This is a genomic window from Streptomyces sp. NPDC002958 (assembly GCF_055563255.1).
Window position 1 is genome coordinate 15,656 of the sequence record NZ_JBVHDS010000004.1, and the last position, 26,935, is coordinate 42,590.

The 26,935-nt window shown below is 67.8% G+C and carries 11 protein-coding genes; 4 read left to right on the forward strand and 7 right to left on the reverse strand.

What is annotated here, in order from left to right; genetic code table 11:
* Nucleotides 1-188: 188 nt before the first annotated feature.
* The 5 genes from ACZ3IC_RS08970 to ACZ3IC_RS08990 all read right to left on the reverse strand — a co-directional run bounded on the left by ACZ3IC_RS08970 (nucleotide 189) and on the right by ACZ3IC_RS08990 (nucleotide 19,501).
* Nucleotides 189-2,516 carry a UvrD-helicase domain-containing protein gene (locus tag ACZ3IC_RS08970; protein WP_467414084.1) on the reverse strand — a complete coding sequence of 776 codons (2,328 nt, stop codon included), beginning with the start codon at nucleotides 2,514-2,516 and terminating at the stop codon, nucleotides 189-191.
* Nucleotides 2,516-9,364 carry a DEAD/DEAH box helicase gene (locus tag ACZ3IC_RS08975; protein WP_467414085.1) on the reverse strand — a complete coding sequence of 2,283 codons (6,849 nt, stop codon included), beginning with the start codon at nucleotides 9,362-9,364 and terminating at the stop codon, nucleotides 2,516-2,518. The genes ACZ3IC_RS08970 and ACZ3IC_RS08975 overlap by 1 nt, the downstream gene beginning before the upstream one ends.
* Entirely contained in the window at nucleotides 9,361-15,006 is a 5,646-nt protein-coding gene (locus tag ACZ3IC_RS08980) for a hypothetical protein (protein WP_467414087.1), read from the reverse strand. The genes ACZ3IC_RS08975 and ACZ3IC_RS08980 overlap by 4 nt, the downstream gene beginning before the upstream one ends.
* Entirely contained in the window at nucleotides 15,006-18,170 is a 3,165-nt protein-coding gene (locus ACZ3IC_RS08985) for an SNF2-related protein (RefSeq protein ID WP_467414090.1), read from the reverse strand. Before ACZ3IC_RS08985 ends, ACZ3IC_RS08980 begins: the two co-directional genes overlap by 1 nt.
* A gap of 143 nt (nucleotides 18,171-18,313) precedes the next feature.
* The gene (locus ACZ3IC_RS08990; protein ID WP_467414092.1) at nucleotides 18,314-19,501 is read right to left on the reverse strand and encodes a serine/threonine-protein kinase; all 1,188 of its coding nucleotides are present in this window, start codon (nucleotides 19,499-19,501) and stop codon (nucleotides 18,314-18,316) included.
* A gap of 532 nt (nucleotides 19,502-20,033) precedes the next feature.
* Here ACZ3IC_RS08990 and ACZ3IC_RS08995 point away from each other — a divergent pair.
* The 4 genes from ACZ3IC_RS08995 (at nucleotide 20,034) to ACZ3IC_RS09010 (ending at nucleotide 24,207) form a co-directional block, all read left to right on the forward strand.
* A complete protein-coding gene (locus ACZ3IC_RS08995; RefSeq protein ID WP_467414093.1) occupies nucleotides 20,034-20,552 on the forward strand; it encodes a hypothetical protein in 519 nt (172 codons plus the stop codon).
* 443 nt (nucleotides 20,553-20,995) lie between these two features.
* The gene (locus ACZ3IC_RS09000; RefSeq protein ID WP_467414096.1) at nucleotides 20,996-23,086 is read left to right on the forward strand and encodes a DUF262 domain-containing protein; all 2,091 of its coding nucleotides are present in this window, start codon (nucleotides 20,996-20,998) and stop codon (nucleotides 23,084-23,086) included.
* A gap of 148 nt (nucleotides 23,087-23,234) precedes the next feature.
* Nucleotides 23,235-23,960 (forward strand): 8-oxoguanine DNA glycosylase OGG fold protein, encoded by a 726-nt coding sequence (locus ACZ3IC_RS09005; RefSeq protein ID WP_467414099.1) that lies wholly within the window; start codon nucleotides 23,235-23,237, stop codon nucleotides 23,958-23,960.
* A gap of 118 nt (nucleotides 23,961-24,078) precedes the next feature.
* Nucleotides 24,079-24,207, forward strand: a complete 129-nt coding sequence (locus ACZ3IC_RS09010) for a DUF4839 domain-containing protein (RefSeq protein WP_467414102.1) — start codon at nucleotides 24,079-24,081, stop codon at nucleotides 24,205-24,207.
* Between the two features lie 59 nt (nucleotides 24,208-24,266).
* On the opposite strand, the gene ACZ3IC_RS09015 is transcribed toward ACZ3IC_RS09010, so the two are convergent.
* Both ACZ3IC_RS09015 and ACZ3IC_RS09020 read right to left on the reverse strand, forming a co-directional pair.
* On the reverse strand, nucleotides 24,267-24,572 hold the full coding sequence (locus ACZ3IC_RS09015) for a hypothetical protein (protein ID WP_467414105.1): 306 nt from the start codon (nucleotides 24,570-24,572) through the stop codon (nucleotides 24,267-24,269).
* An 830-nt stretch (nucleotides 24,573-25,402) separates the two neighbouring features.
* On the reverse strand, nucleotides 25,403-26,932 hold the full coding sequence (locus ACZ3IC_RS09020; protein ID WP_467414107.1) for a helix-turn-helix domain-containing protein: 1,530 nt from the start codon (nucleotides 26,930-26,932) through the stop codon (nucleotides 25,403-25,405).
* Nucleotides 26,933-26,935 lie beyond the last annotated feature (3 nt).

Sequence of the window (26,935 nt, forward strand, 5' to 3'; positions counted from 1 at the left end):
GCGCCGGTCCGAGACCGAAGTCGACGGAGCGCGACGTAGAGGGACGGCTGGGGAATCGGCTCGAAGACTCCAGCTGACTCGTCCAGCCAACGACCTCCGGTTCAGCATCACGTGATGCAGAGCCTTGTAGGACGGTCATGAGGCACAGCCTTTGCGCCCCCCCCCGCCGGGCAGGCCTTCGTCTTTCACTATCGGGAAATATAAGGGCTCGGTGCCCCGTGCCAGCTGATGCGGAGGGTGTCGCGGGCGCGGGTGGCGGCGACGAAGAGGAGGGAGCGGGCCTTGCGTTCCTCGCGGGCGTAGCGCTGGGGATCGGATTCGCGGTAGCGGTCGATGACTGCGGTGCGGGGGATGAAACCGTCGCGGGCGCCGACGATGGCGAGCTTCTGGTATTCGAGGCCCTTGAAGCGGTGCATGGTGCCGACGTGGACTTCGCCGTCGCCCTTGACGCCGTCCTTGGTGAGTTCGGCTACGGTGATGCCGGCCTCGGTGGCGAGGTAGTACATGACCTGGTTGACGGAGTCGCGGTCGGCGACGCAGACGGCGATGTTGCCGCGGGGGTCGCGGCGCGGGTTGTTGCCACCGTCGCCGGAGGTGAGTTCCTCGCGCCAGGCGTGGAGAGTGGTGGCGAGTTGGGTGAGTTCGTCGTCCCAGGTGTCGCAGGGGGCGAGTTCGGGGACGGGGCCGCGAAGGACGGAGCGGTAGCCGGCGAGAGTGTCGGTGCCGTCGTCGAGGTCGTCGTAGGCGGGGGCGTTGCCCTTGGCGTCGACGACCTGCATCGCGCGGGCGAGGATCTCCTTGGTGGTGCGGTAGCTGAGGGTGAGGCGGGAGGAGCGGCCCCGGATGTTGACGCCGACGGTGCCGAGAGTGACCTGCTGGTCATAGATGCGCTGGTAGGTGTCGCCGGCGATGAACATGTCGTCGGGGCCGGGGGCGACCATGGCGCGGAGCATCTTCCAGTGGGCGGGGCGCAGATCCTGGGCCTCATCGACGACGACGTGCTGGTAGCGGTGGGCGATGTAGCGCATGCCGGAGCTGTCGTCGCGGTGGATGAGGTCCTTGCCGCCGACCTCGTCCTTACGGTCCTGCCTGGCCTTGATCTTGGCGGCGCGTTCCATCTCGAAGCGGGCCGCGCGTTCGGCGGCCTGGCCCCAGGTTTCGCGGTTCTCCTTGTCGAGGCGGGCGGTGAACTGCTCGAGGATCTTCCAGATCTGGGCGCGTTCGGGGCGGCTGACGGACCGGCCGCGGCCTGCGCGGCGGGCGTCGAAGTACGCCTTGCGGTTGCTGAGCGACTGGCCGAGGATCACCTGTTCCCATTCCTCGTAGAGGAACTCGGGCTCCCAGCGCTTCTCGTCGAGTTCGAACAGGAGGCGTTGGAGGATGCCGATCGCGACGCTGTCGTAGATGCGCTGCTTGCCGGTGCCACTGAGTGAGTTCTCGTTGAGGACGCGGGCCGCGAGCTTGTCGATGTTGGTGATTTCGACGCGGGCGACGAGCTCGGGTTCGAGGAGGGAGGAGAGGCGGGCGCGGAGGTCGACGGTGAGGTTGGTGGTGAAGGTGGTGAGCAGGATGGGCTTGTTGTGGCTGGGAGGGAGCTGCTGAGCCAGGTGCTTGACCCGGTGGAGGGCGACGATCGTCTTGCCGGTTCCGGGGCCGCCGGAGACCCGGGCGGGACCGTTGTAACGGCGGTCGACGAGCTTGGCCTGGGCGGGGTGGAGGAAGACCTTCCAGGCCCGGAAGTCGCCTTCTTCCAGTACGACGCGGAGGTCGTCGTCGATGGTGGTGACGGTGGTGCGGGCCAGCGCCGCGCCGAGGTCGTCATGTTCGGTGTCGGCGAGGTCGACCTCGACAGGGGCCGTGATCTCGCGCCGGACCTCGTCGATGGACATCCCGGCGGCGAGGCCGTAGAGGATGTCCTTGGTCAGGAGCGGGGCGCCGGAGACCAACTGGTCGAGCTCGCCGCTCTCGGTGACGGCGAGTGCGAGGTTGATGAGCTGTGCGGCGACACCGAGCGACTGCAGGTCCTCGCCGGTGATCCCGGAGAGGAGCGGTGCGGCGGGCTCTACGGCGACCGACTCGTGAACCTCCGGGGTCGGTGCCGGCTGCTGGAGCTCGGCCTCGGGCGTCGGGTCGACCGGGGTGAGGGTGACGCCGGCGCGCTGCAGCACGCTCTGCCCGACGACGGACAGGTCGACGAACTCGATCTCACCGGTGACGCGGTTGATCGCGACGGAGAGTTCTTCGTAGACGTGCTTGCGGTGGCGTACCGCGACGACGAGCCACCGCTCCTGGCCGTGCTCGTCCACGCCGGCCTTGGCGAGGAGGGCCCGGTAGGACTGGTCGATCTTCGCTCGGAAGACCCGTCCGTCGCCCTTGAGGGGCTTGAGGTCGAGGCCGGGGTGGTCGGGGTTCTGCCGGAATCGGTGGCAGAAGTCGTAGAACTTTCCCTTGACCGAGCGGTCGAGCTTGTACAACTCGTGTTCGGCCTTTTCGTACAGGCTGAGCCGGGCGGTCATCAGGAGTTGGAGCCTTCCGTGTCGGGGAGGAGTGTCAGGAGGGTGTCGAGGTGGCCGAGCCAGTCGGTGGCGGTACGTACGGTCCATCCGTCGGCGGCGTATGCCTCGTCGCGCTTGCGGCGCTCTTCCTCGGCTTGGGATCCGTGTGTGTCCGGGGCCACGACGACGGCGATCTTGATCTGGGAATCGGTCCAGGCGAAGTCCGTCTGCCAACCCCGTTCGCCCAGTTCGTAGCCGAAGACAGGGGCCTTCTTGCCCTTGGCGGCGATCTTCTTCGCCAGCCGGGTGAGGTCGGATTCCGGTTCGTCCTCCTCTAGGAGCTCGATGATGTCCTCGTCCCAGGCCCGGTCCCGCAGGACGCCGGCGACCACCTTCTCCAGGGAGGACTCCTCCGTCGATTCGGCGTCGGCCGCACCGGCGAGTACCGCGGTGCGGCTGTCCACCACCGAACTCACCTCGTCGGCAGCCGGGTTCCGCTGGACGATCAGCGATTCGAGTTCGCCGACGCCGCCGCCGATGGTGAGGACCTCCACCGGGTACTCGGCGGCCTGGCTGCTCGCGAGCTGGATGCCGTCGCCGCCGGCGAAGGCCAGGAACTGCAGCAGGTTCGACCAGTACAGCCAGGACCGCCACATCAGCTTGTGTTCGGCGGTGCCCAGGCTCGCGGTGCGGTCGTCGAGTACGGCGATGGCGCTCCAACCCGGCTCCTGGCCGGAGGCATCCACGGTGTAGATCAGCGGCAGCCCGTTTTCGTCCACGGCGTGCAGGACGAGGATCGCTCCGTCGCCTTCCCCGGCTTCCGGCCCCGGCGCCTGACCGCGGCCGAGGGCGGTAAGGGCGGCCCGTACGGCTTCGCGTGCCTGGCCCCGGTCGGCCTGCTGTACGAGCGGCTCCGGCGCGCTCATCAGCCCGCCGACCAGCGCCTTGGCCCGCCGCCCCCATGCGGTACGGGAGGGCTGGCGCAGGTAGGCGAGGAGCGTGTCGATGGGATTGGCGAACACAGCGGCCGAGAAGTGGGCGCGGTCGCCGCCCAGCTCCTCGTACCACTCCTTGGCGGTGTCCTGGCCGATGCGCCGGTAGGGCGGCCACACCGGCTGCGCCTTGGCGGCGTCGCCCTTTTCGAAGAGCTCCAGGTCGTCCCAGGTGATCTGGAAGACGATGTGCCCGTCGGCCCGCAGGTGGTTGCGCTTGGTGCAGTCGGGCGCGATCTGGTTGTGCTTGCGGCTGGCGTGGTACCTGTGGCCGTCGAGGTAGACGGTGACGAGCCGGCGGGGGCCGTCGGTGGATTCGAAGGTGAAGTCGGTGCGGGTGTGCTCCATGTTGCGCTGGGCGGTGAGCCGCCAGCCGGTCGAGCGTACGGACCCGGAGTCGGCGGCCTCTCCAGCACCGGCCCTGGAACCGGTGAAACGCAGGTACCCGCTGTTCGTGCCGCTCTCGTCGAGTGCGGCGTCGTCCTGGCCCTCGCTCCACTTGCGCAGAGCAGCCAGGAAGCGGGCCTCCAAGTCGGACTCGACCTGCTTGTCCAGGCCGATCAGTTCGGTGGACGCCACCTTGGTGACAGCCCAGCCGTCGACGGGGTTGCCGTCGCCGTCGCGCAGTGGCTCGCCGTTCTCGTCGACCGGGCCTAGGAGGTCACCGAGGATCTCCAGGGCTTCGTGGCGTGAGACGACGTCCTGGTGGCGTTCCTCGGTGTAGCGGTGCAGACAGCGGTGGCAGGCCCGCAGGCCCTCGTCCTTGCAGGGGCAGGCGAGGAGTACGGCACGGGCCTTGAGGAGCATCTCCTTGAAGTCGCCGGGGTCGGTCAGCCGGTCCAGATATCCGGTGCCGCCGGGGAGCCGGTCGAAGAGCACCAGGAAGTGGCGCTTCTCGCCGGTGGCCTGGTCGGGCATACGGGCCAGCGTGGTGTCCAGGTGCGCGGGGTCGCCGCCGAACTGCCGGTCGACGCCGAGCCGCAGTGCGGCCTTGAAGGAGTAGATCTTCTCCTCGACGAGCACGGTGGCCGCCGGAAGGAGCACCCGCAGCGCCTCGGTGTTCAGCTGGTGGGCGAGGAGCACCGGCTGCTGGGGCACGGTAGCGGCCTTCTTCCCACGCCGCAGCGGGCACCACGGCTGGTGGTGCTTGACCTTCGGGTTGCGGGCGGCCGAGGAGTCCAAGGCGTCGGTGTCGTGGTCGAAGACCGGTTTGCCGTCGGCGGTCGCCGCCCCGCACGCGGTGCACACGTGGAACGGGGCCATGCGGACGTCCTGCCCGGCGAGTTCGTCCTCGGTCTGGCTGTCGAACCGCATCGGGCCGACGTTGATGCGGCGAATCACCGCCTTGCGGCAGTAGTCGATGCCGAAGGTGTGGTGGGCGTGTCGCCAGGACGCGCCGTGCTTGATCTCCTCCCGGGGGATGTCCACCGCGTCGATGACGGTGTAGTAGCGCTGTTCCCGGTCGTCCTTGTCGTCGCCGATACGGGCGTCCTCGCGTTTGTCGCGGGAGGTGACGGTCGTGGGCTCGATGACCTGGTGCAGGCAGGAACCGTCGTCCGCGATCCCGGTGCTGCCGCAGCGCGGGCATGGTGAGCGGTCGTCCTTGGCGTCCTCGGTGCGGATGTAGCCGCACTCCTGGCAGAACCGCCAGGCCTTCCAGTCCGGCTGAGAGGGGCTGCCGATGTCGATGCCGGTGATCTCGTGCTTGTAGCCGTTGACGTAGAACGTGTTGCCGGGAGCGAGTTCGGACAGGGCGTAGCGCCGAGGCCGGTCGTAGGAGCGGATCTTGGAGTCGAAGCGGTCCCGGCCGGTGTTCGGATCCATACCGTCGACCCAGTACAGCGTCGCGTTGAGGGTGGTGACAGAGTCGATGAGCGCGTAGTTCGGCAGCAGCCCGAGATCACACAGGGCCTGCTGGGCGGTGATGAGCCCGAGCTTGCTCAAGCGCTTGCCGAGCGCCCGGTGTTCGGCGTCGAGTTCGGCCTTACGGTCGCGCTGTTCGTCCTCGGTGTCGTGGAGTTCGTCGCGGGCCTCCGCGATGTACCGCAGTCGCCGCCGCAGCACCTCCTCGGCGTGGAGCCACTGTCGCTCGGCCCGCTCCACCGCGCTGCGCAGCCCGCGCCCGGCGAAGGCCCGCAGGTCGTCGGCGGCCTGCTCGTTGACGCCGACGGGGAACAGGTCCAGAAACCCCTCGACCAGGTGCGAGGCGTCCGCGAGCGCCGCTTCGACGAGATCGGCGAGGTATCCGGACGGGCCGAAGAGGGCCGGGGCGTCCCGTACGACTGCAGGCAGCGGACGGCCGTCAGTGCGCGACAGCCGGCCCCGCGCGGCGAGGTCGAGGAGGTGTGCGAGGTACTGGCGGCGCAGGATCTCGATGGCCGACAGGTGACTGCCCGGCGGCACGATCTGCCCGGCGATCATCTCGCGCGGCTGCTCCAGGTAGTACAGGTCTCGGCGGCTGCGGTCGGGGATGGTCAGCAGGAACGCGTTTCCGGTACGGCGCCCGGCCCGGCCCACCTGCTGGGCGTAGTTGGCAGCGCGCCTGGGCAGCGCGGCGAGCACGACGGCCGACAGGTCGCCGATGTCGATGCCCATTTCGAGCGTCGGCGTACAGGACAGCACGTTGGGATCCTTGAACCCGCTGCCGTCCTTGAACGCCGCCTCGACCCGCTCCCGCTCCGGCCGGGTCAGCATGCCCGTGTGCTCAGCCGTGATGACCTGGTACGTGCCCGCCTTCCGGTACAGCCTGCGGTAATAGTCCTCGCGGTAGTTACGGTCCCGCTGGTGCTTGCCGAGCCCCTCGGGCCGGTCGCCCGCGACGAGGAGGCCGGTGCGGCAGCGGTAGGACGGGCAGCGCTGCCCGTCCCACTGCACGAGTAGGCCGGGGTGGACGGTCTGCTCCCAGAAGCAGTCCGGGCAGCGGACAAACGCCTCGTTCACCTCGGCGTCCTTCAACAGCTGTACGTCGATCGCGCCCGGCTTCAGACCGTAGACGCGCAGGCTGCTGTCGGTCGGAGTGCGCACCGAGAGCAGGCCCGCCTCGACCAGCGCGGGCAGCAGCCGCGACCAGAACTCCGCGGCCTGCTCTCGCGGTAGCCCGAGCGTGCGCTGCGCCCACCGCTCGTACCAGGAGAGACGGCCGGTCGCGAAGTCGAACTCGCTCCTCGTCTTGGGGGTGCTGAGCAGGAACACCGGGGCCGCGATGCCCTTGGGGAAGGCGCGCATACCGGGAGGCCGCTTGCCCCAGATGAAGTACCGGCTGGTACCGGCCTCCGAGAGGTACCCCTCCAGCCACTTGTGACCGATCGCGCCGCGGGTCCGCAGCCGCTCCAGGAAGATCCGCAGGAATCCGAGATAGCGGGCGTCGTCCTGTTCGATGACCGGCAGCCCGCCGCCGCGCCCGTACGGCTCGGTGTGCGCGGCTTTGACCAGGGCGATCGCGGAGGCAGGGTCCTCGATGCGCACGTGGGCGGCGGCGGTGCGGGTGAGTTCCAGGGTGCGGCCGTTGCGGGAGCGGAAGCCGAACTCCATCAGCGCCTCGAACGCGAAGCGCTCGCCGATCAGCTCCCAGGTCTTCTTGTCCCCGCCTCGTCCCTGACCGGACAGGAGCCGCTTGACGCCCTTGAAGTCGTGCAGGTCGGTGGGTACGACGGTGGCAAGGGTCTCGCGGTCGGTGGTCGCCGCGACCACGTCGGCGATCAGGTCGTGCAGCGCGGTCGGCGTCTCCTCCGACAGGTGCTTCTTGAACAGCGCGCGCAGGGAGAAGGTGTACGAGCGGCTGGCCACGAATCCGGCCCGGTGTGCGGCATCCTGCACCGAGTCGTTGAACATCAGGGTCTTGTCCTCACCCTGCGCCTTGTCCATCTCGCCGCCGGTGAACAGCTGGGTGACCGAGGCCGCGGCGAGGGCGGCGGCACCGGTACCGAGGAAGCGGATCGCGTTGTGCGAGCCGCAGGCCGGGCACCAGTCGTCCTCTGCGGCGGTGGTCGCGGTGTCCCCGAGGTAGACGAGAACGAAGGCCGAGTCGGAGCCCGCCAGCCGGGGCGCGCCGGTCTCCTGGTCGTAGTCCTCGACCGGATCGGGCAGCCGCAGGCGGCGCTTCGGCCCGTCCAGTACACGCAACTGCCCGGCGTTGGTGGCCGCGAGGGCGGTGCTGCCGCGGCCCGCACCGCGCCCGGCCTCTTCCATCGGGGCGGCACCGGAGCCCTCCTGGGCCTCCTTCTCGGTGGCCGCGATCAGGTTCCGGACCCGCATCTTGTCCTGGCTGACCGATGCTCGCCGGATCTTGTGCGTGTCGACCTGCACGTCCGCGTCGTCGGTCTCCGGGGAGAACACCGCCCAGCCCGAACGGCCGCAGTCACGGCAGTAGACGGCTGGCAGAAACAGGTTCGCGGCCGCGCCCGCGGTCGCCGTCGTCACCGGGGCGGTACGGGCCGGCTGCTCGCCCGAGTGGTGGGCGGAACCGGCCGAGTCCCACTGGAACTCGGCCTTGGGCCACGGCAGCACACCGCGCACGACCCGCGACACCGACCGCGCCCACTGATGCACCTCGACCTGCACGAAGGGCCGCAGCCGCTCGGGCGTGGAGGCCGGATCACGAGCCACCGAGAGCAGCGCCAGGAGCCGGGCGAGGGCGGACGCCGCCACCTCCGGCTGCCGGGTGATCGCCTGCCCCCAGGAGAACGCGCCCCGCCGCCACATCAGGTCCAGCACCTCGGGCACGGTGCGCACCTGCCCGTCCAGGGCATGCATCACCGCCGAGGTCAGCATGTGGTTCTTCAACAGGCCGCCGAGCACGAGCGGGTCGGTCTCGCGGGTGCCGGTGACGGCCTCGACGAGCGCGAGGAACTCCTCCTCGCCGAGTGAGGGGTCTGGGAGGGTGGCCAACTCGTCCGGGACCGGGATCGGCAGCATCGGATCGAAGCCGCTCGGGGGCACGAACTCGTCCACCGTCTGCCGGTGCTCCCCGATGATCGAGGACACGTCGAACTCCGTACCGAACACCTGCGTCGCGACGTCGAGCAGCTGGCGGACACCGTCCTGGTCCGTGCTGTCGGAGGCGAGCGTTGCCGAGGTCGCCACCGGGCAGATCCGCCCCAGCGGACGGCCCTTCTCCGCCACCCCGACCGCCGAGGCGAGGCGCCGCAGGAGCATCGCGACGTCCGTGCCCTGCGCACCGTCGTAGGTGTGGAACTCATCCACGACCACGTACCGGATATCCGCGTCCGCCCACAGCGGGGCGTCCTGGGCCCGCTGGAGCAGCAGGTCCAGCATCTTGTAGTTCGTGATCAGGATGTCGGGCGGCGAGATCTGCATGTCCGACCGGCGCGTGTACACCCGGTCGTAGTGCGTCGCCGCCTTGTCACCGATGTAGAGCCCGGCCCGCACCTGCTTCAACGCCTCGTGCTCACACAGGAGTTCGTTAATGCGCTGGGCCTGGTCGGTGGCGAGCGCGTTCATCGGGTACAGGAGCACGGCCTTGACCCCAGCCCGGCCGACCCCCCGCTCGCGGGCGCAGTGGTCGAGTACGGGATAGAGGAACGACTCCGTTTTACCGGAGCCGGTACCGGTCGTCACCAGCGTGGGCTTCGGCATACGGCCGCCCGCCGAGGACAGCCGCTCGAAGGCCTTCGCCTGATGCGCGTACGGTGTCCAGCCGTCGGTCCGCCGCCAGTCCAGATACCTGGTCCAGGACGCGTCGGCCGCGACGAACGGCGTGCGCAGGCGGAGGAACGGCCCCCGAAACATCCCGGAGTTCTCGTCCCCCAGGAACCGGTGCAGCGCCTGCCGCGCGCCCTCGTCGGTCAGCGCGTACGTGGTGGACAGGTACTGCAGCAGGCTCTCCTTGAGCCCCTGTGCCTCGAGCGTCGGCCTCACGGCTTGGGCACCTCCTGCGTGACCGGGTCCCACTTACCGGCCTCGACGGCGGCGTCGAGACGCTTCTGGAAGTAGGCGTGGGCCTCGCGCATCTCGGTCTCGCGGTCGGCCTTGTAGAAGGGGGTGGTGTAGCCGTCGGGGGCGGGGGTCGTGGCGGGGTCGGCCTGGTGCTTCTCGAAGGCCTTCCAGTGGTCGCTGGTCTGGCCGTGACCGAAGGCATTCCGATGAGCGGCGATCTTGCGTTCACTGCTGTCGAACCAAGTCGTGTCGTCGTATCCCTGTAGAACCGGGAATCGGGCCCGGTACATGGTGACGAGCGTGTCGGCGTCAATCCCGAGCCAGACAGCCACGAGCGCGTCGATCTCTACGAGGGCAGCCCGGCGGGCGTACTCGGTACGGAGGGGGGTGTCGCGCTGCCAGGTGGGGGTGACCGTGTGGAGCTCGGTCGTCATGTTCGGCCAGGGGCGGGCCCAGGGCTCGTAAGCGGGCCAGGTGGGGTCGTGGAGCTCCTGCCAGAGGTCGGCGTAGGCGGTGGTGAGGCAGTTGAGGCGGAGGGTGCGAAGGAGGAGAGCGGGGGCAAGGGGGTAGCCAGCTTCAGGGGCTGGCAGACGGCGCGCTTGTGCCACGTCGAGATGCCCGACCCCCGCAGTGCGCAGTAGGTAGTCCGCCGGCATCGAGGACCACATGCCAGAGAGCAAAGCTGTCACTCGGTTGTCGGCGGCTTTCGCTGATCGCACGGCATGGATATGTGCAGCGCCCGGTGGGATCAACGCCGGATACAGGCTGCGCTCCGTATCTGGGGCAATCATCTCGCGCCACGCCACTCGATAGAACGCCGTGTACGGCTTCGTAGCCCGGGCGACGAATGCCTCGTCCACCGTCTTGTACTCGATCTCCCGAGGAAGGCACTCCCGTATCGCGGCGAGCCGCTCCCGCACTGCCTTGATCTCTTCGTCGGACCCCCGCAACCGCTCGAGTTCCGTATGGTCCAGCCACCGGTCCTGCGCCCCGCGATACGTGTCCTCGTCCGCCACCCGCCGGTACTCCGACTCCGGCACCGCGTCCGACGCCAGCTCGACGTGGTTGAGTCCGCGCGCCTCGCCGGCGCCCTGGCTGGGTTGCTTAAAGAGCGGGTTGGCAACCCCGAGTTGGGGTCCCTTGAGGATGACGTCGTCCCAGGAGTCCGCCTGGTAGTCCTCCCGGTCCTTCTCTTCCTTGTTGTAGTCGATGAGCGGCGTGTCCTCGTTCGGTCCGTAGACCGACTTCTTCGCCCCGCTCTCATGGAATCCGCTGCTGATCCGGGGCGCGAGTGTCCCGAGCCGCAGCGGATACGCCGCGAGCGCGTCGATCGCCGGGTCTTCCGCCGTACTCACCGGCGTCAGCAGGCGCGCCCGCTCGACTGGGACGTCCTGTTCGCCGGAGAGCTGCTGCCAACGGGCAAGCGTGTTCAGGGTGACCCGAACCACACGCTTGCTGTGAGGTCGCTCGTCCCAAGTTCCATTGAACTTCAGGCCGGGAGCGTTCCCACTGCCGTCGTGGCCTGCGGATTCCCGAAGGGCTTCGGCGGAGTACAGCCATGACAAGTGCTGGAAGTCGATCTCCCCGGACGTGCCGTAAACGTGGACGCCGAAATGCGTGGCATCGCTGACAGGACGGGGGAAGAATCGCTGTCCCGCATTGACGAAGTCACCGTGAACCCGCAACCTGCGGTACGCCGCCTCCCGCAGTGCGGCTTCCTTGTCACCGCTGAAGTGTGAGTCTGGATGGAGCATGCCGACGCTTCCTGCGGTAGCCGTGTGCGCCCACACCTGGCACATGAACGCCCGATACATGTCCGGCTGGCTCCCTGCGATCAGCGGATATACCTGCGACGCCGCCAGATAGCTCGAGACCGTGACCGTCGACGTCACCTCGCCCAGCGTGTACGCCTCCACCTTCGACTTCGCCAGCTCCGCCGTCCGCCGCCGGTGCTTCTCCGCTGCCGCTGGCTTCTCCGTGAGCATGAACCAGGGTTCGAACTCCGCGATGACGGAGTTCTCCTTCCACTCCGGCCGCACCCAGGGCGGGTTCCCCACCTGGAGGTCGAATCCTCCGCCCTCGGCGAAGGCCAGCGCGAAATCCAACTCCCAGTGCAAGAACCCCTGATCCTCCGCGATGTCGCGGACCACTCCCATCCACGGAAAGCGCGCCTCCGGCTCCCGCTGGTCCATGTCCATCTCGGTCTCGTCCTGGATGAGCTGCTCGTACTTGCTGAGCTCCTCCAGGGTGTCGAGAGAGCCGATGAGCGAGCCGGCGTCCGGAACCGGTCCACGGCCGAGCATGGCTTCCAGAAAGTCCAGCCAGTCGTCGAGGTCCTTCAGCGCGATGAGCGGGCGGCGAGCAGGGCGGGAGAGGTCGGGGGCGGGCTGCTTCCTGGTCTTCACCGTCGTCTTGGACGGGCCGACCTCCTTGACCTCCACGTGGACCACGCCGTCGGAGGACGCCTCGATGTCGGACATCGAGATCTGGTCGCCCTTCATGGCGAAGAGCATGGTGTTCTCCACGAAGCGCGGCGCGCTCGTGGGCATGGGTGGGGACGAAGGCGGGTTGGTCACCCCGGCCTCAGCCGCCGGCGGGGACTCGATGGGCGGCGCCGCATCGCCCGGTACCAGCGTCGCGGTCATCGCCTCGATCAGGTCACCGATGCTGCCCGCACCCCCGCTCCCCACCACCGGCGCACCCGTATACGCGTTGTCCGTCCCGTCGAGGAGCCCCGCCTTCCCGACCGGCCAGAACCACAGCGCGCACCACGCGTTCATGACGCGCTTGAGCCGCCAGTACGGGGTTCCCGCCGCGCGGAACAGGTCCGCGTACACCTTCTCCTTCGACATCCGGACAGCGGCACCATCCGGACCTCCCTCGCCCCGCCGCAGGAAGGCGAACTCCTCGTCCTTCGTGTCCGCGCCCCAGACGTCGATACTGCGGGCGATCTCCCGCTCCGACAGCTCCATCCGCTTGACGACCAACGACCACAGGAACTCCGCCCGCCGCGCCGCATCCCGCAGCCGCGTGTACTGCGAGGCAGCCTCGTCGCCGGACTTCCGGTCGAGGATCGGCTCGCCGGTCTTCTTGTTCAGCCGCCGTGCCGGCGTCTTCAGGATCCCCTTCTTCCACTCCGCGAGATCCTTCACCCCGCCCTCAGCCAGCTGCGCGAGCAGCTTCTTCGCGTCGCCGCTCGCGCCCGTGACTGCCGCCCACCCCGGTGTCGGCAGCAGGAACTGGTGCACCGCCCCGTCCGGCAGCGGCTGCTCAGCCCCGTCCTGCAGGAACGGCAGCGGCTCCGGCGCGAGCGGCTTGGCGTTGAGCCAGGGGGCCTTGCCCTTCAGCGGGGCCACGTCCCCCGCCGCGTACACGGCCCGCCGCCCGCCGACCAGCGAGTTGCCGCGCCGCAGATGCAGCCCGAACCACGGGGCCCGCATCCCGGGATGCATGGTGTTCAGCCACATCGAGACCTCGGCCAGCTCGACGCCGGTCGCGTTGAGGTCAACTCCGTAAGCGTTGTGCAGGGCGATGTACGCCTTGGCTTTCTGCTTCTCCGTCAGCACGTCGCCCGTCGGTACGGAGACACCCAGCTCGTCCTGCCGACGCCGCAGGTACTCCTCGGCGACCTGGTTGATCGCCTCGTTGAGGAACGCGCCCGAGCCCAGCGCGGGCTCACAGATCCGGTACTGGAGGAGCTCCGAGGCACGTGTCTTCACGACGTTTCCGTCGGCGTCCCGCTCCTGGTCGAGACGGTGCTTGAGCGCCAGCTCGACCGTGACCTTCGTCAGCGACTCGGGCGTGTAGTACGAGGCGGACGTCTCCCGGTCACGGCCGGCCAGGCGGTACACGAACCGGCCCGGCGGGTACTTCTTCGGGCCGCGCAGCCCCTTCACCGCCTCCCGGTCGTCGTACGTCACCCAGGTGTTCTCGGGGTACTCCTTGAGCCGCTGCGAGGGCACCAGCCAGGAGCCCTTCGCCGGGTCGCCGCCCTTGGCGACCTCGCACAACTCCTCCTCGGCGATGATGCCGGTGTACGACATCAGCCCCTCGTACACGGCCCCGAGCTGGTTGATGCCGAGATTGCGGTAGGAGATAAAGCCCGCTCGGCCCCCGGACCGTTCGGCCTTCTTCAGGGTCAGCAGACGCAGCACCTCGTGCAGGGCGCTGTTGCGCGGCCGCAGGTCCAGCCAGCGTGGTTCGTTGTCCTCGTCGCTGCGCGGGTCGCGGGTCTCGTTGCCGATGAGGCGGACGGAGTCACGCTCGAAGAGCTCGCTGCGCAGGGGCTCGAAGCGCAGTCGGCGGTCCTCGCTCCGGTACTTCGCCTTGCGTCGCCGGGTGTCCTCGTCGTCGCCGGGCAGGTCGTCGTTCGGCTCGGTGCCATAGGGTCGGTAACCGTTGTTGACCTTCTTGAAGAGGACGTCCAGTGAGGCGTGCAGATGGAATCCGTTACGAGCCGTATCCTCGGTCAACAGCTCGTCGCGCTCCACCAGTTCACGCAGGCGTGCCATCGAGTAGCCGGCCTCGTAGGAGCCGTCGTCGGCGGGGAGGATACCCAGTTCGGGACGGGCCTCGGCGTACAGCAAGAACAAAATGCGGTAGAGGTAGCGCAGCGACTCCCGGGTGAGCTGCCGGGCGAACGTCAGGTCGGGGCGCTCGATGTCACGTGGGTCGAGGCCGGACTCCTCCAGGCGATCCAGGATCGCGTTGGCGATGATCTCGACGGATTTCTGGAGTCCTTCGCGAAGCTCTCCGGAGACTCCGACCGCGTTGTCGCGGGACGCCTTGACCAGCGCGTCGATGGCCAGCGGTTTGCCGTCCTCGGCCGGTGCGAGCACGTCATGGCTGAACAGGCCTGCGATCGTGGCGAGTTCGCCGTACTGGCGGCGGTCGTTGCGCTCCAGAGCGGCGTCGAGGTTTGCGGAGAGGTAGCGGCCCTCGCCCCAGGCATGCCGGTCGGCGAGGACGATGACGCCGCCGCACAGGAGCAGTACGAACCGCGGGGCCGCGCCGCCCTCCTCACCCAGCTCGCTCTGGAACAACCAGGTGGCGAGCGCCTGCCCGGTCTCGTAACTCTCACCGCTGCCCGCCCGCAGCGGGTGGAGCAGGCGGCCGTACCCGCCCGCGTCGAGCGCCGTGTCGTTGCTCGCCGACCAGCCACAGTCCAGGGCCACGATGCCGTCGCCGTGCCAGGCCACGGTCACCTCGTGCTCGCGCCCGGCGCGGTGCACAGTCAGGGTCCGTGCGGTGGGTTCCGCTGAGACGAAGGGGAAGCCGAGCGCAGCGAGGACCTGCCGGTGCCAGTCCTGAACGCGCTCGCACCACTCCTCGTCCCCGTAGGTGTTGAGGCGGGCCTCGAAGGCCGCGGCGTCCGGGTACTCGTCATCCTGCTCGTCGGCCTTGGCCTGCTCGGCGAAGAAGCCGCGGTACTTCTCGTCCAGGTACGTCGAGCGCAGTGCCCGCACCGACTCGCGCGGCGTGGGGCGCGGGTCGTGCTCGTCGCTCTCTTGGTTAGCCCAGGCGGCGAAGACGCCCTTCTTGAGGCCGTCGCCGAGCTGCTCGGCGAAGTAGAACGCGGACAGGTACTCGCCGCGGTTGGAGAAGGAGTCGAAGTCGGTACTCATCAGGCGGTCGTCTCTCCGGCAACAGGCGCAGCGGATACATCGGTTACTTCGGTAGGCGTCGCGGACAGCGGTTCAAGGACACCGAGCAGGCGCAGCATCGGCGCTCCGGAGGTCCGCAACGACCGGATCATGGACTTCCGGCGGCTCGCCGTGAGTTTCACGTCCTGCTTGGCCTTCTGCGAGCGGGCCGAGGCGGCGAACAGGGCGTCCTGCTGCCACTGGGCGACCCGCTTCTCGTACGGGGCGAGCACCGCATCGATCGCCTCCTTGTACTCCGCCGCCCGGTCGGTGAGGAACCCGGTCGCCGCGTCGACGGCCGCCGGCACCAGCGCCTGGAGCCCCTCCCGGTCGGCCGGGGTGGCGCGTCCGGGCATCTTCGGGCCGACATTGCACGCGGCGAGGAAGGCGTCGTCGATCCGTAGAACGCGCGGTGCGGTGGGCAGGCCGACGACGGCCATCCACTCCACGACGGTAGGGCGGCCCACCGCGTTGGAGTAGATGCCCTGGACCATGTACACCGGACCGGCCAGGTCGGCCGGTAGCTGCTCGTCCAGCTTCCCGGCCGCTTCGAGATCGGGGGCGAAGGCGAGAACGAACGCCTCGTCGTGCCGCAGGGCGGCCAGAGCCTTGTCGGTCACCCAGTCAAGGACGGGATGGACGTCCGACACGTAACTGACGTTGGGCCACTGGCTCTCGGTGGTCTCCCGGGCGACCTCCAGACGCTTGGCCGCGAGCCCCTTGTCGAAGGTGAGCCGCAGCCGGCCCTCCTTCTTCGAGGTCGGCAGGATGCCCTGATCGGTCAGGTACGACTTGGGCAGCGACTTCAGCCGGTACACCAGGTCCGGCGGCGGTTCGAAGGCGATTGTGCCGTCGTCCTCACGGCGCAGCTTGAGCACGTTCTCCGGCTTGTCGGGGAAGTACGTCTGGCGCAACGCCTCGTCGAAGTAGGCGGCCGTGGAACCCGACGCGCCGAAAAGGCTCGGCACGGTGGCAGCAGGCACGTCGTCGGTCGGCTTTTTGGCCCCGACGTTGCCCATCAGCCGGCCGAGCATCGCCTTCGCGCCGCCGCTGGACTTCTTGATGGACTCCTCGACCGTCCGCCCGGAGATCAAGTCTCGCGTCAGGCGGTCCTCTTCCTCCTTTGCCCGGTAGATACCGGTGACGGCCTCCGCCGAGCCCTCGATCCGGTGCGCCTCCTCCTCACGGGCCAGAAGCTTGGAGCCCACCAGGCGGTCGTCCAGATGCAGCGGCTCGCCCATCTCACCCGTGCGCCACTCCACATCGCCGGTGAGGACCATGGCCCGGAACTGAGGGGCCTTGCTCTGCCCGTAACGGTCGATACGGCCGTTGCGCTGCTCGATGCGGATCAGCGACCACGGAAGGTCGTAATGAATCAACTGGTGGCACTGCTGGTGCAGGTTGACGCCTTCGGAGGCGACATCGCCGGTGAACAGGATGCGGACCGGGTCGGTCTTCAGCCCGAACTTGGAGACGATGTCCTTCTGCTCGTCCTCGTTGTTGGCCTCGCCGTGCATGACCTGGACCGCGCCGCCGTAGGCCAGCCAAGGCTTCGACTCCGCCACGGACGCCTCCAGCTTGGTCCCGGCCCCGAAACCGAGCCTGGACGGGACCACTTTGGCCAGCCACTTCAAGGTGGGGATGCGCTCCGAGAAGACCACGACCCGCATGTCCGACCCCGGACCCACACCGATCTCCTTCAGCTCGCGCACCAGGGCGTCGAGCTTCGCGGAGTCGTCGTCGCCGATGTCGGCGGCAAGGCGCTCAAGATCCACGATGGCCTCGCGCTCGATACGGCGCTCGGCCTCGCGGGCCGCCGGATCCTGCCCCCTCCTGACCTTGAGGGGAGCCTCCAGGACTTTCCGTCGCGCCGCGACCGAGTCCAGGAAGGCACGGTGCGAGGACAGGAATGACTTCAGCAGGTTGTAGGCCACCATTGTGTCCGCGCACACCGAGGAAGCGGCCGGATCGCGCGGTGTCCACCGCGCGGCGAGCTCCTCCAGAACCGCCCGCTCCTTCGCCCCGGCCTCGCAGACCACCGGCCGGGACGGGCCGCGGTCGGCCCACTTGCCCTTGAGGGAGTCACGGACCTCGCGGTCGGTCTTGGTCCGCCGGATGTACAGGTGGCCCAGGTCCTTCACCTCGTACTCCGACGTGTTCGCGATCGCCGTCTTGTCCAGCATCCGGATCAGCTCGGCAAAGGACTCCGTCGCACCGTTGTGCGGAGTTGCGGAGGCGAGGATCAGCGCGTCCGTGTGCTCGGCCAGGGCGCGGGCGAGGTCGTTGTTCTTGGTGCCCCGGTTGACCAGGTTGTGCGACTCGTCGATGACCACCGCGTCCCAGTGGGAGTTCTCCAGGTGATGGGCGTAGACGTCGCTCTTCAGGGTATCCACGGAGATGATCGCGCGCTTGAAGTACGCGAACGGGTTGCGGCCGGCCGGGATGTCGCGCTGGATGCGCTGGATGCCGGTGGAGTCCAGGCGGACCAGCGGGATGGAGAAACGGGTCCACAGCTCGCGCTGGAACTGCTCCAGGACGTGCGCCGGAGTGACCACCAGGATGCGCTCGCCGCGCCCGCGGCGGATGAGCTCGGCGAGCAGGATGCCGATCTCCAGGGTCTTTCCCAGCCCCACCACGTCGGCGATCAGAACCCGCGGCTGCGGATTCTCCTTGGACAAAGCCAGCTCGGCGGGGCGCAGCTGGTGGGTCTGCTGGTCCATGAGGAAATTGTCGGCCAGCGCGAGACCGTGCTCGGTCTGCGGGAGCGCGGTTTTGCGGATGACCGCCTCCAGGTAGAGGCGGGCCTTGCGGTGGTTCGGGGAGTCGTCCGGGACCAGAAGGGTCTTCTTCGGGTCGAGGGCCTCGATGTAGTCGAGCTTGTCGTAGAAGACGGCGTCGGTCCCGCGGACGAAGGAGGAGACTCCGGTGGCCTCGACCATCCAGTCCTCGTCCCCCACCGGCGTAACGGTTTTGACCAGCCATTGCTCGTCGCGGACCCGGACCTGCGCGCCCGGCGCGTACTTGGCCCGGCGGGTCAGGGAGGCGGCACCTCTGGGGCCGGGGACGGCGGAGTCCACGGCTTCATCCGCAGTGTCCTCCGTGTCGAACGCGCCCTGACCGTCGCCGGTCTCCGTCACGCTGGTCACGTACCGCTCCATTCCTTCATACTGCTGTTTCACATGCGCTCCGGAGAAGCCCGGAGGTGAGGTACGGCGACTCGATCGTCTGCCGTTGTGTTACCGCAGTGCACTGACATTGCCTCCGGCGGACGATGTGCCTGATAGCCGAGCTACAGCGCGGACTGCATCGCGTACCGCTTCCGCAAGTCCTCGGAAACCGTCAGAGAGGCCGGCCTCCGACCTCGCCTCGGCTTCTGGGTCGGCGGCTCCGGATCGGAAGTTTTCTCGGCTTCCCGCACGATGTCTTTCGTGAGATCGGCAGGCGCCTCAGCGCCGGCGCCTTCTGAGACCGGGAGAGGACGGTCGAGCGGGCTGTCCTGGTCATCCTCGTCCGCAGCGCCGGTCTCGCCGACCGGGGCCGTGAACTGTTCGATGCGTTCCCACACCGAGGAGGACGGGCCGTTGTCCTGCGCCGCGCGGGCACTGTCCTCGGAGAAGGCCGTCGCACTTACCAGTGCATGGCGGGCTTGCGCCGCCGACAGCCCCGCATCCTCTACGAGGGCCACACACTGCCGGGTCACCTCGGCCAGCATCGGACGGTCGGCCGGCGCGTACGCGAGCATCGCTGTGATCAGCGGGAGGAGGGCATCAGGCAGCCCGGCCAGATTTGGGAACTGCTCCTCGTCCGCCACCTGAGTGGCGATTCCGAGCCAGTCCGCGCCCTCGTACGGGTAGTGGCCGGTCGCCGCATAGAGAAGCACTGTGCCGAGCCCGTACACATCGGCAGGTTCTTTCGGCTTGGTGCGGGCGAGCGCTTGCTCGGGAGGTATGCACCGAATGGTGCCGATGATCATCCCGGCCTGCGTCAGGTTGTCCTTGTCAGCGTCAACGAAGGCCCCGAGACCGAAATCGATCAATATCGGACCGTACTCGCTGAGCATGACGTTCTGCGGTTTGAGGTCGCGGTGGAGCAGGCCCACCTTATGAACTGCTTCGAGCCCTTCGGCGAGCAGCGCGCCGAGGCTGGCGACGAGCGGGGTAGGGAGCGTGCCCCGGCCCTGTACTTGCTCTTGAACCGTATGTCCTGGGACGTACTCGACGGCCATCCAGGGCTGCTCGGCGTACGGATCGGCATCGAGGAAGCGTGCCACTCGGTTCGTACCCACGACCGTTCGCGCGATGAGCGCCTCCTTCTCGAATCGGGCGCGCGTGGCCTGGTCGAGGCGATCCCGTCGAATCACCTTCACCGCGACCGGGTCCCCGCCGGGCGAATAGGCCAGATAGACCTCTCCCATGCCCCCCGAGCCCAGCTCGCGCTCGACCACGTAGCGGCCGATCTGCGCGGGCACCTCTGCCATGTTCTCTGCGTCACCCTCTCGCGACCGCGTCACCGTGTTGCACCATCACCGAAGGTCACCCTATCCCTGCGGCTACGGGAACAGGGCGGGTTTCTGGCCCTTGACGTGCGCCGACGTCAAGGGCGGACGAGTTGGCCCGACGGGAGTCAGCCAACGTACTCACGAAGCAGGTCCGCGAACGCCGTCCGCTCGCGCAGGTCCTGCCGCGGTGAGGGTGTCGCAATGGGGCTCGGTGAGGTTGGTGGACTGACGGAAGGCGCCGGCCGGGCCGGTGCAGGTGAGGGCGTGCAGGTGGTTCGGTTCCTTGCATAGGCGGTTTCAGGTCTGGCCGTTCGTCGTCATGAGGCGATGCTCCTTCGTGGATCAGTGAGGCCGCTGCGGCCGTTGAAGGCCAGGCGCTGCTCGGCGCCCCAGCGAAGGCGGTACGCGTCTGACAGAACTAGCCCGCAGCGCAGTGTGCTGCCGGTAACGTCGCACCATGTCATCAGCGACGGCCCGAGTGCGGCCGAAGTGTAAGAGGGGGCGCTGAGTCATGGGGAAATCAGCACGGGTGCTGGGCGAGGAGTTTGGCCGAACGGCTCGTGAAATGAATGCGCTCCTCAAGGAATACGGCTACCTGGACGGAAACCCCGGCGCTTATGGGCTCACCGAGAAGGGGCGGCAGTACGCGAAGGAGCAATACCATTCACGCGGTACGGGCGGCTACGCCCAGTACAACCGAAACTGGGAAACTCGTACCTGGAGCGAGGAGACGGTAGCGGCACTTAAGGCTGATATGGAAGCCAATCCCGGAGGCTTCGACGCCGGAGGGTCTCCCACTGAAGAAGAGGCCATTTTCGAGTACGAGCCCATCGTGGACTACAGCGGCAGTGATGGTGACGAAGACCCTCAGCTCAGTTGGAAAAAGTTGGCCATCGGCGGGGCCGTAGTAGGCGCTGTTCTCATCGCTCCTCATGTCAAGCCCTTCTGGGACAACAAGGTGAAACCTGCTGCCAAGAAGCTGCGGGACAGATTGGTGAAACAGGAGGCCGTCGAGCCCACCGAATCCTGACGCTCATTCGTGGCGGGCTGCCGAGGGTGGCGACGACCCATTTCACACTCTGTGGCCGTGCGCGGGCAGGATGGTGGCCCGAGTGCCGGTTGGTCAACGCGAGTATCGGCATCCAGGCCAGGAGGTTGCGTGTGATCTGCGCGATCTCGAGCCGGACACGGTTGTGCGCGGTGTGCTTCAGGGGCAGCTTCCGCAGGTCGGTGGAGCGGGCGGGCCGGCTGCGGGCCCGGGTCCGCAGCCGGTTCACAACCGGCAGGTGCGGTTGTCGTTTCTTGGGCAGTTCCGATGCAGTCGCGACTGTAGGGGCGATTTCCGGCGGTACCCCGTCCGTCTCGCATCGGTCTCGCCACTGGTTGCAGGGTTGACGCTAGTTCCTGAATCGGCCGAGAGGACTTCAATGACAGGTACTCGGCTCGTGTGACCAGCCCCTATTGGAGGACAGTATGGACGCGAAATCGATGACCCTGCGCGACCTGTTCGGGCCGGACCGGCGACTCGTCGTGCCGGTCTTCCAGAGGCCGTACGTCTGGACAGAGGACCGGAACTGGCGCCCGCTGTGGGAGGACGTCACCGCTCTGGTTCACCAAAGGATGGAGGATGAGGAAGTTCATCCGCATTTTCTTGGTGCGGTCGTGCTGGATCAGTTGCTGACACTCACGGGGTCGATGCCCGCCAGACAGGTCATCGACGGACAGCAGCGGCTGACGACGCTGCAGGTTCTCCTTGCCGCGGTCCGCGATGTCGCACGGGAGCTCGATGTCCAGGACAGGTACGTACGTGCGCTCGTCAAACTGACCGCCAACGACGACGACATGACCGACGACTCGCATGCGGCATACAAGGTGTGGCCTACCAACATTGACCGTGACTCGTTCCGCATGGTCATGGACGGTCGGCTGCGACGGCCCGTCGACGTCGCGTCCCCCGTTACTCCGGACGCCTCGGCGATCGTGCAGGCGTACTGGTTCTTTCGCAATCGCACGGTCGGGTGGGCACAAGAGCTGAACTACAAAAACAGGCTGGACGAGGGCTTCGATGCCTTGGTGCGCGTACTTCGTGACAAGTTCGAGTTGGTCGTTATTGATCTCAAGCCCGAGGACAACGCTCAGGTCATCTTCGAAGCTCTGAACGACCGAGGTACCCCGTTGCAGGCCTCTGACCTGGTCAAGAACCTGATTTTCCAGAAGGCTGAGGAGCAAGGGTTCCCGGTGGAGGAACTGTACAGGGACCTATGGGCGCAGCTGGAGACTCCTGACTGGCGCAAGGAGGTGCGGCAGGGAAGGCTGAAGCGGCCTCGTCTGGATGTCTTCCTCATGCAGTACCTGACGGGTGAACTCGCCGAGGAGGTGATGGCTCCCGAGCTCTTCCTGACCTTTCGCAGGTACGTCAACGCCACTGATATGGGTCTGGTCAACCTGATGAGGCGCCTGGTGGAGCGGGCAGGGGCCTACCGACGGCTGACAGCCGAGGAACAGCCGCTGACATCGGAGGGCCGATTTCTGCGCACTGTTGGTGTTCTGGACGCCAACACCGCGATGCCCGTGCTCCTGTGGCTGGTGAGCCGTTTCGACGAGGACGACCGGGCCGGCGCGGTGGCCACCCTGGACTCCTACCTGGTGCGACGCACCGTCTGCCGCCTGACGACGAAGAACTACAACCGGCTCTTCCTGGAACTGCTCAAGGAGCTGAAGGCGAAGGACGACCCATCGGTCGTGGAGGACTTTCTGCTCCGACAGGACACCGACTCCGGGTTCTGGCCCCGCGATCGCGATATCCGCGACGTTTTTCGGTCCCAGCCGTTGTACAAGCAACTCACGCGGACCCGGATGCGGCTGTTGCTGGCCGAGTTGGAGGACTCGCTGTATTCGGGCAAGACCGAGCGACAGGTTCACAACGGGGAGTTGACGATCGAGCACCTACTGCCCCAGGCCTGGGAGGAACACTGGCCGCTTCCCGATGGCGGAGGCCGCGGAAGCGTCGAGGCTCATGAGCGCAGGCAGTCCCTCCTCCACACCGTGGGAAACCTGACTCTGCTCACTGGCAGACTGAACACATCGGTATCCAATGGCCCCTGGGAGCGCAAGAGATCCGACATCCTCGTGCACAGTGCACTTTCGTTGAACCGTGCCCTGCCCGCTCAGTGGGACGAGGAGACAATCCTGGCCCGGGCTGACCATCTGTCCGAGGCGTTCTCCCGGCGCTGGCAACGCCCGGATGGAGGCGCGCCCGCCTTCGTCGCAGGCCTCCCGGCACCCCCGCTGGGGGCGCGGGAGACTACCCCCGTAGGTAGGCCGGCGACGGTTCAGATGCCCCGGTCCCGGCGTGATGTCGCCCGCCACATGCGAGAGGTCTTCGCCGGTCTCCCGGTCGGGAGCGTCCTGGCGGTTTCGCAGATAGTGGCGGTCCCCACGAGCCAGTACGAGGCCGGTGAGATCAGTCCCGGCGCTGTGGTCGCCAGACTGCGCGCCGACAACGTTCCCGGTATCCGGGCCGTGCCCGGTTCCAGCCCACTCTCCGCCCGCAAGATCAGCTGAACTGTCCCGCACTCGTGCGGGAGTGCACTTCCTCGGGACAGGATCCCGTCACGAACCGGTGACGCCTGTTGCCGCGGCAAACTGGCGGATCCGCAGGGAAGGGTTTCGTATGGGGTGGCGAGAGGGCGCTGGGGAACTGGACGCGCGGATGCTCGAGCGTCCGCTTCCTTCGGACGCGGTGGGGAAGTTGGGAGTCTGGCTGGCCGGAGACGGGGCGCCGTACGCGGACGGGACCGGCGCGCACGCCGTTCGCTACATCCCGGCGTCCTGGGCCGGGATCCGACCGTGGCCCTCGGCGCTGGCTGAGCGGGTCGGACGTATGCCGACGGCGCTGAGCCGGGCGCAGGTGCTGGCGGTGGCCCGGACTGGGGCAGCAACGGCGAATTGGACCGAGACACTCGTCGCCAGCTACGTCTGGGGACAGGGTGAAAACGGCTATGGGGCCTACCGGCTGGGTGAGATCCTGCGCCCAGCGCCGATTGAGGCGGTGCTGGAGGCCGATGGCGCCGTGGCGGGCTACCGCAGGCTGCGCGGCGCGATCGCAGGCCTTGGACCGGCGTTCTTCACCAAGTTCCTCTACTTTGCTGGCGGTGCCGTAGTGGACGCGTCGGGGCCGCGCCCGCTCATTCTCGACCAGCGCATAGCCCGTGTTCTGCGCGCGTACACGACACGACTGGGGGAGGAGGCCAGGCTCGAGGAACCCGCGAAGCTTGCTGCCTGGCTGTGGAGCGACGGCGGGTGGACCCCGCACCGCTACGACGTATACCTGAGATGGGCACACGGCGCCACCGGGCAGCTGACCGGGTCCACGCATTGGCCGTTCGCTCCCGACCTACTGGAACTGGCACTGTTCAGCGGCGCATGGGCCCCGTAGAAGGCCCCCCGGGCCGTCCTCCGATTCGGCGGCGCCGCGTCCGCCGCTCCTTTGGATCCAGCCCCCATGGCCAATACTCCAGGACCGCCCTCACGAGGCGCCTGCCGCCAGGTGGGGCGTGCAAATCTGGCGGTCGACCGCCACCGTCGGCGTAGGCGACAAGTTTCGCTTCATCGCCGAGGTGCGCGAATTCACCGCGGCCCAGTGCCTTTTCTTCCTCGACCCGGTCTCGACGGAAGTCCGGTAGTCAAGATGGGCAGCCGCGTCGTCGCGGGTCAGGGTGCCCGGCCACTTACTCAGCGGTGATCACTTCCAGATTCCGTTGAGGACGAGGGCGGCATGGGCGATGTCGCTGATCCGGCTCGGGCTGAGTGTGAACCGTTCCTGGTTCATGGGCCGGACTTCACCGCGCCTCGCGCCGGCTTGGGGCTTGTCGGCGAAATGACCGAACTTGTCACCCCTGAGGAAAAGTTGTACCTGGCGACCTGCATTGATCTCGCTACCCGTGAAGTGACCGGCTGGGCAATGGCCGACCACCACCGTGCCGCCCTGCCGGTCGCCGCCCGTCGGATGGCCGCAGGACGCTGCGTTCTGGACGAAGGGTGCGGTCATGCACACCGACCGCGGCAGCCCTAGGTCTCAGGGGCGGCCACAGCGTCCGCTCTGTGCGCAGCGCGGACGCTGGTCAGGACGCGATTGATGGACCCGGGGGCGAGCGGGCGGCCGGTATGCGGCGACGGGGTTACGGTCAAGTGCGCCACGTACTCAGTGACCGTCTCCGGGGTAGCAGGCAGCGGCCGCCGACCGACGCTTGCGCACCAGGCAGTGAAGGCGGCCATGTCGGCGGAATACATCAGGTGGGTGGAGTCGGTCAGCTGTCGGTCGGTCTCAGCGGTCCCCATGACTATGCGCTGAGGGCCAGAGCCTGGGGCGCGGAGGCTTGTCGCGCTGCTCATCGTAGGGGCCTGACACCCCGCTGGCCCGGACGTCACGGCGGGTGCTCCCACGAGGTCGGCGCAGGCTCAGCCCGTCACGGCGCCCGTCTGCGACAGAGGGCCCGCGCCCGCGTGGTCTGGGCCCTCTGTCGTGGCGAGGTATTCAGCCGGAGGACTCGGATGCGCGGCCGGACCCCAGGTTGCGTCGCGAGGCCGGAGACATCGGGCAGATGGCGGTTCACCTCGGCGACCACACGCGGTCGGCGTGACGCGACCGACATCGGAAGTTGCGAGGCCACTTCGGCGACAACTCTCCGTAAAGGCTGACGGTTGCTCAGATTTTTCTGACGTACCGTCAACCATTCAAGATCATCTTGCACATGCGTTGCACAAGGTGCTGAAAAACAACAGTGATCAGTGGAGGGCTGTGAAGGTAGGTTTCCGCAGGTCAGCTGGCATGCTGAGCTGTCGTGCCCCTTGCCCTCAAGGGGCACGACACCCCGGCAATCAGATGTCCCGGAAGATCTCGATCTGCGCGCCCACGGAGTTGAGCCGTTCCGCCAGCTCCTCGTAACCGCGGTTGATGACATACACGTTGCGCAGTACGGACGTACCCTCCGCCGCCATCATGGCGAGCAGCACCACCACGGCGGGCCGCAGTGCGGGCGGGCACATCATCTCGGCGGCGCGCCACCGGGTCGGGCCCTCGACCAGTACCCGGTGCGGGTCCAGGAGTTGCAGCCTGCCGCCGAGGCGGTTCAGGTCGGTGAGGTAGATGGCCCGGTTGTCGTAGACCCAGTCGTGGATGAGGGTCTGGCCCTGGGCCGAGGCGGCGATGGCCGCGAAGAAGGGCACATTGTCGATGTTGAGCCCGGGGAACGGCATGGGGTGGATCTTGTCGATCGGCGCCTCCAGCTTGGAGGGGCGGACCGTGAGGTCGACCAGGCGGGTACGGCCGTTGTCGGCCGCGTACTCCGTCGTACGGTCGCAGTCGACGCCCATCTCCTCCAGCACCGCGAGTTCGATCTCCAGGAACTCGATGGGTACTCGACGGATCGTCAGCCGGGACTCCGTCACCACGGCGGCGGCGAGGAGACTCATCGCCTCGACCGGGTCCTCGGAGGGGGAGTAGTCGACGTCCACATCTATGTGCGGAACGCCGTGGACGGTCAGTGTGGTCGTGCCGATGCCGTCCACGCGTATGCCCAGTGCCTCCAGGAAGAAGCACAGGTCCTGGACCATGTAGTTGGAGGAGGCGTTACGGATGACGGTCGTGCCGTCGTGCCGGGCGGCGGCCAGCAGCGCGTTCTCGGTCACGGTGTCCCCGCGCTCGGTCAGCACGATGGGACGGTCGGGCGTGACCGAGTGGTCTATTCGTGCGTGGTAGAGCCCCTCGGTCGCGGCGATCTCCAGCCCGAACCGGCGCAGGGCGATCATGTGCGGCTCGATGGTCCGCGTGCCGAGGTCGCAGCCGCCCGCGTAGGGAAGCTTGAAGGAGTCCATCCGGTGGAGCAGCGGACCGAGGAACATGATGATGGAGCGGGTCCGGCGGGCGGCGTCCGCGTCGATGGCGTCCATGTCGAGCCGCGCGGGCGGGACGATCTCCAGGTCGACTCCCTCGTTGATCCACCTGGTCCGTACGCCGATGGAGTTCAGCACCTCCAGGAGCCGGTACACCTCCTCGATACGGGCCACGCGGCGCAGCACCGTACGGCCCTTGTTGAGGAGCGAGGCGCAGAGCAGCGCCACGCACGCGTTCTTGCTCGTCTTGACGTCGATGGAGCCCGAGAGCCGGCGACCGCCGACCACCCGCAGGTGCATGGGCCCGGCGTAGCCGAGTGACACGATCTCACTGTCGAGTGCCTCACCGATGCGCGCAATCATCTCAAGGCTGATGTTCTGATTGCCGCGTTCGATGCGGTTGACGGCGCTCTGGCTGGTGGCGAGCGCCTCGGCGAGCTGACTCTGTGTCCAGCCCCGGTGCTGACGGGCGTCACGTATGAGCTTGCCGATGCGTACGAGATAGTCATCTGACATGGC

Excerpts from the sequence above, each read along its gene's own strand:
- ACZ3IC_RS08980 (WP_467414087.1), bottom strand. The coding sequence starts at position 15,006 with ATGAGTACCGACTTCGACTCCTTCTCCAACCGCGGCGAGTACCTGTCC.
- ACZ3IC_RS08990 (WP_467414092.1), bottom strand. The coding sequence starts at position 19,501 with ATGGCAGAGGTGCCCGCGCAGATCGGCCGCTACGTGGTCGAGCGCGAG.
- ACZ3IC_RS08970 (WP_467414084.1), bottom strand. The coding sequence starts at position 2,516 with ATGACCGCCCGGCTCAGCCTGTACGAAAAGGCCGAACACGAGTTGTAC.
- ACZ3IC_RS09015 (WP_467414105.1), bottom strand. The coding sequence starts at position 24,572 with ATGACCGCACCCTTCGTCCAGAACGCAGCGTCCTGCGGCCATCCGACG.
- ACZ3IC_RS09000 (WP_467414096.1), top strand. The coding sequence starts at position 20,996 with ATGGACGCGAAATCGATGACCCTGCGCGACCTGTTCGGGCCGGACCGG.
- ACZ3IC_RS09005 (WP_467414099.1), top strand. The coding sequence starts at position 23,235 with ATGCTCGAGCGTCCGCTTCCTTCGGACGCGGTGGGGAAGTTGGGAGTC.
- ACZ3IC_RS09020 (WP_467414107.1), bottom strand. The coding sequence starts at position 26,932 with ATGTCAGATGACTATCTCGTACGCATCGGCAAGCTCATACGTGACGCC.
- ACZ3IC_RS08995 (WP_467414093.1), top strand. The coding sequence starts at position 20,034 with ATGGGGAAATCAGCACGGGTGCTGGGCGAGGAGTTTGGCCGAACGGCT.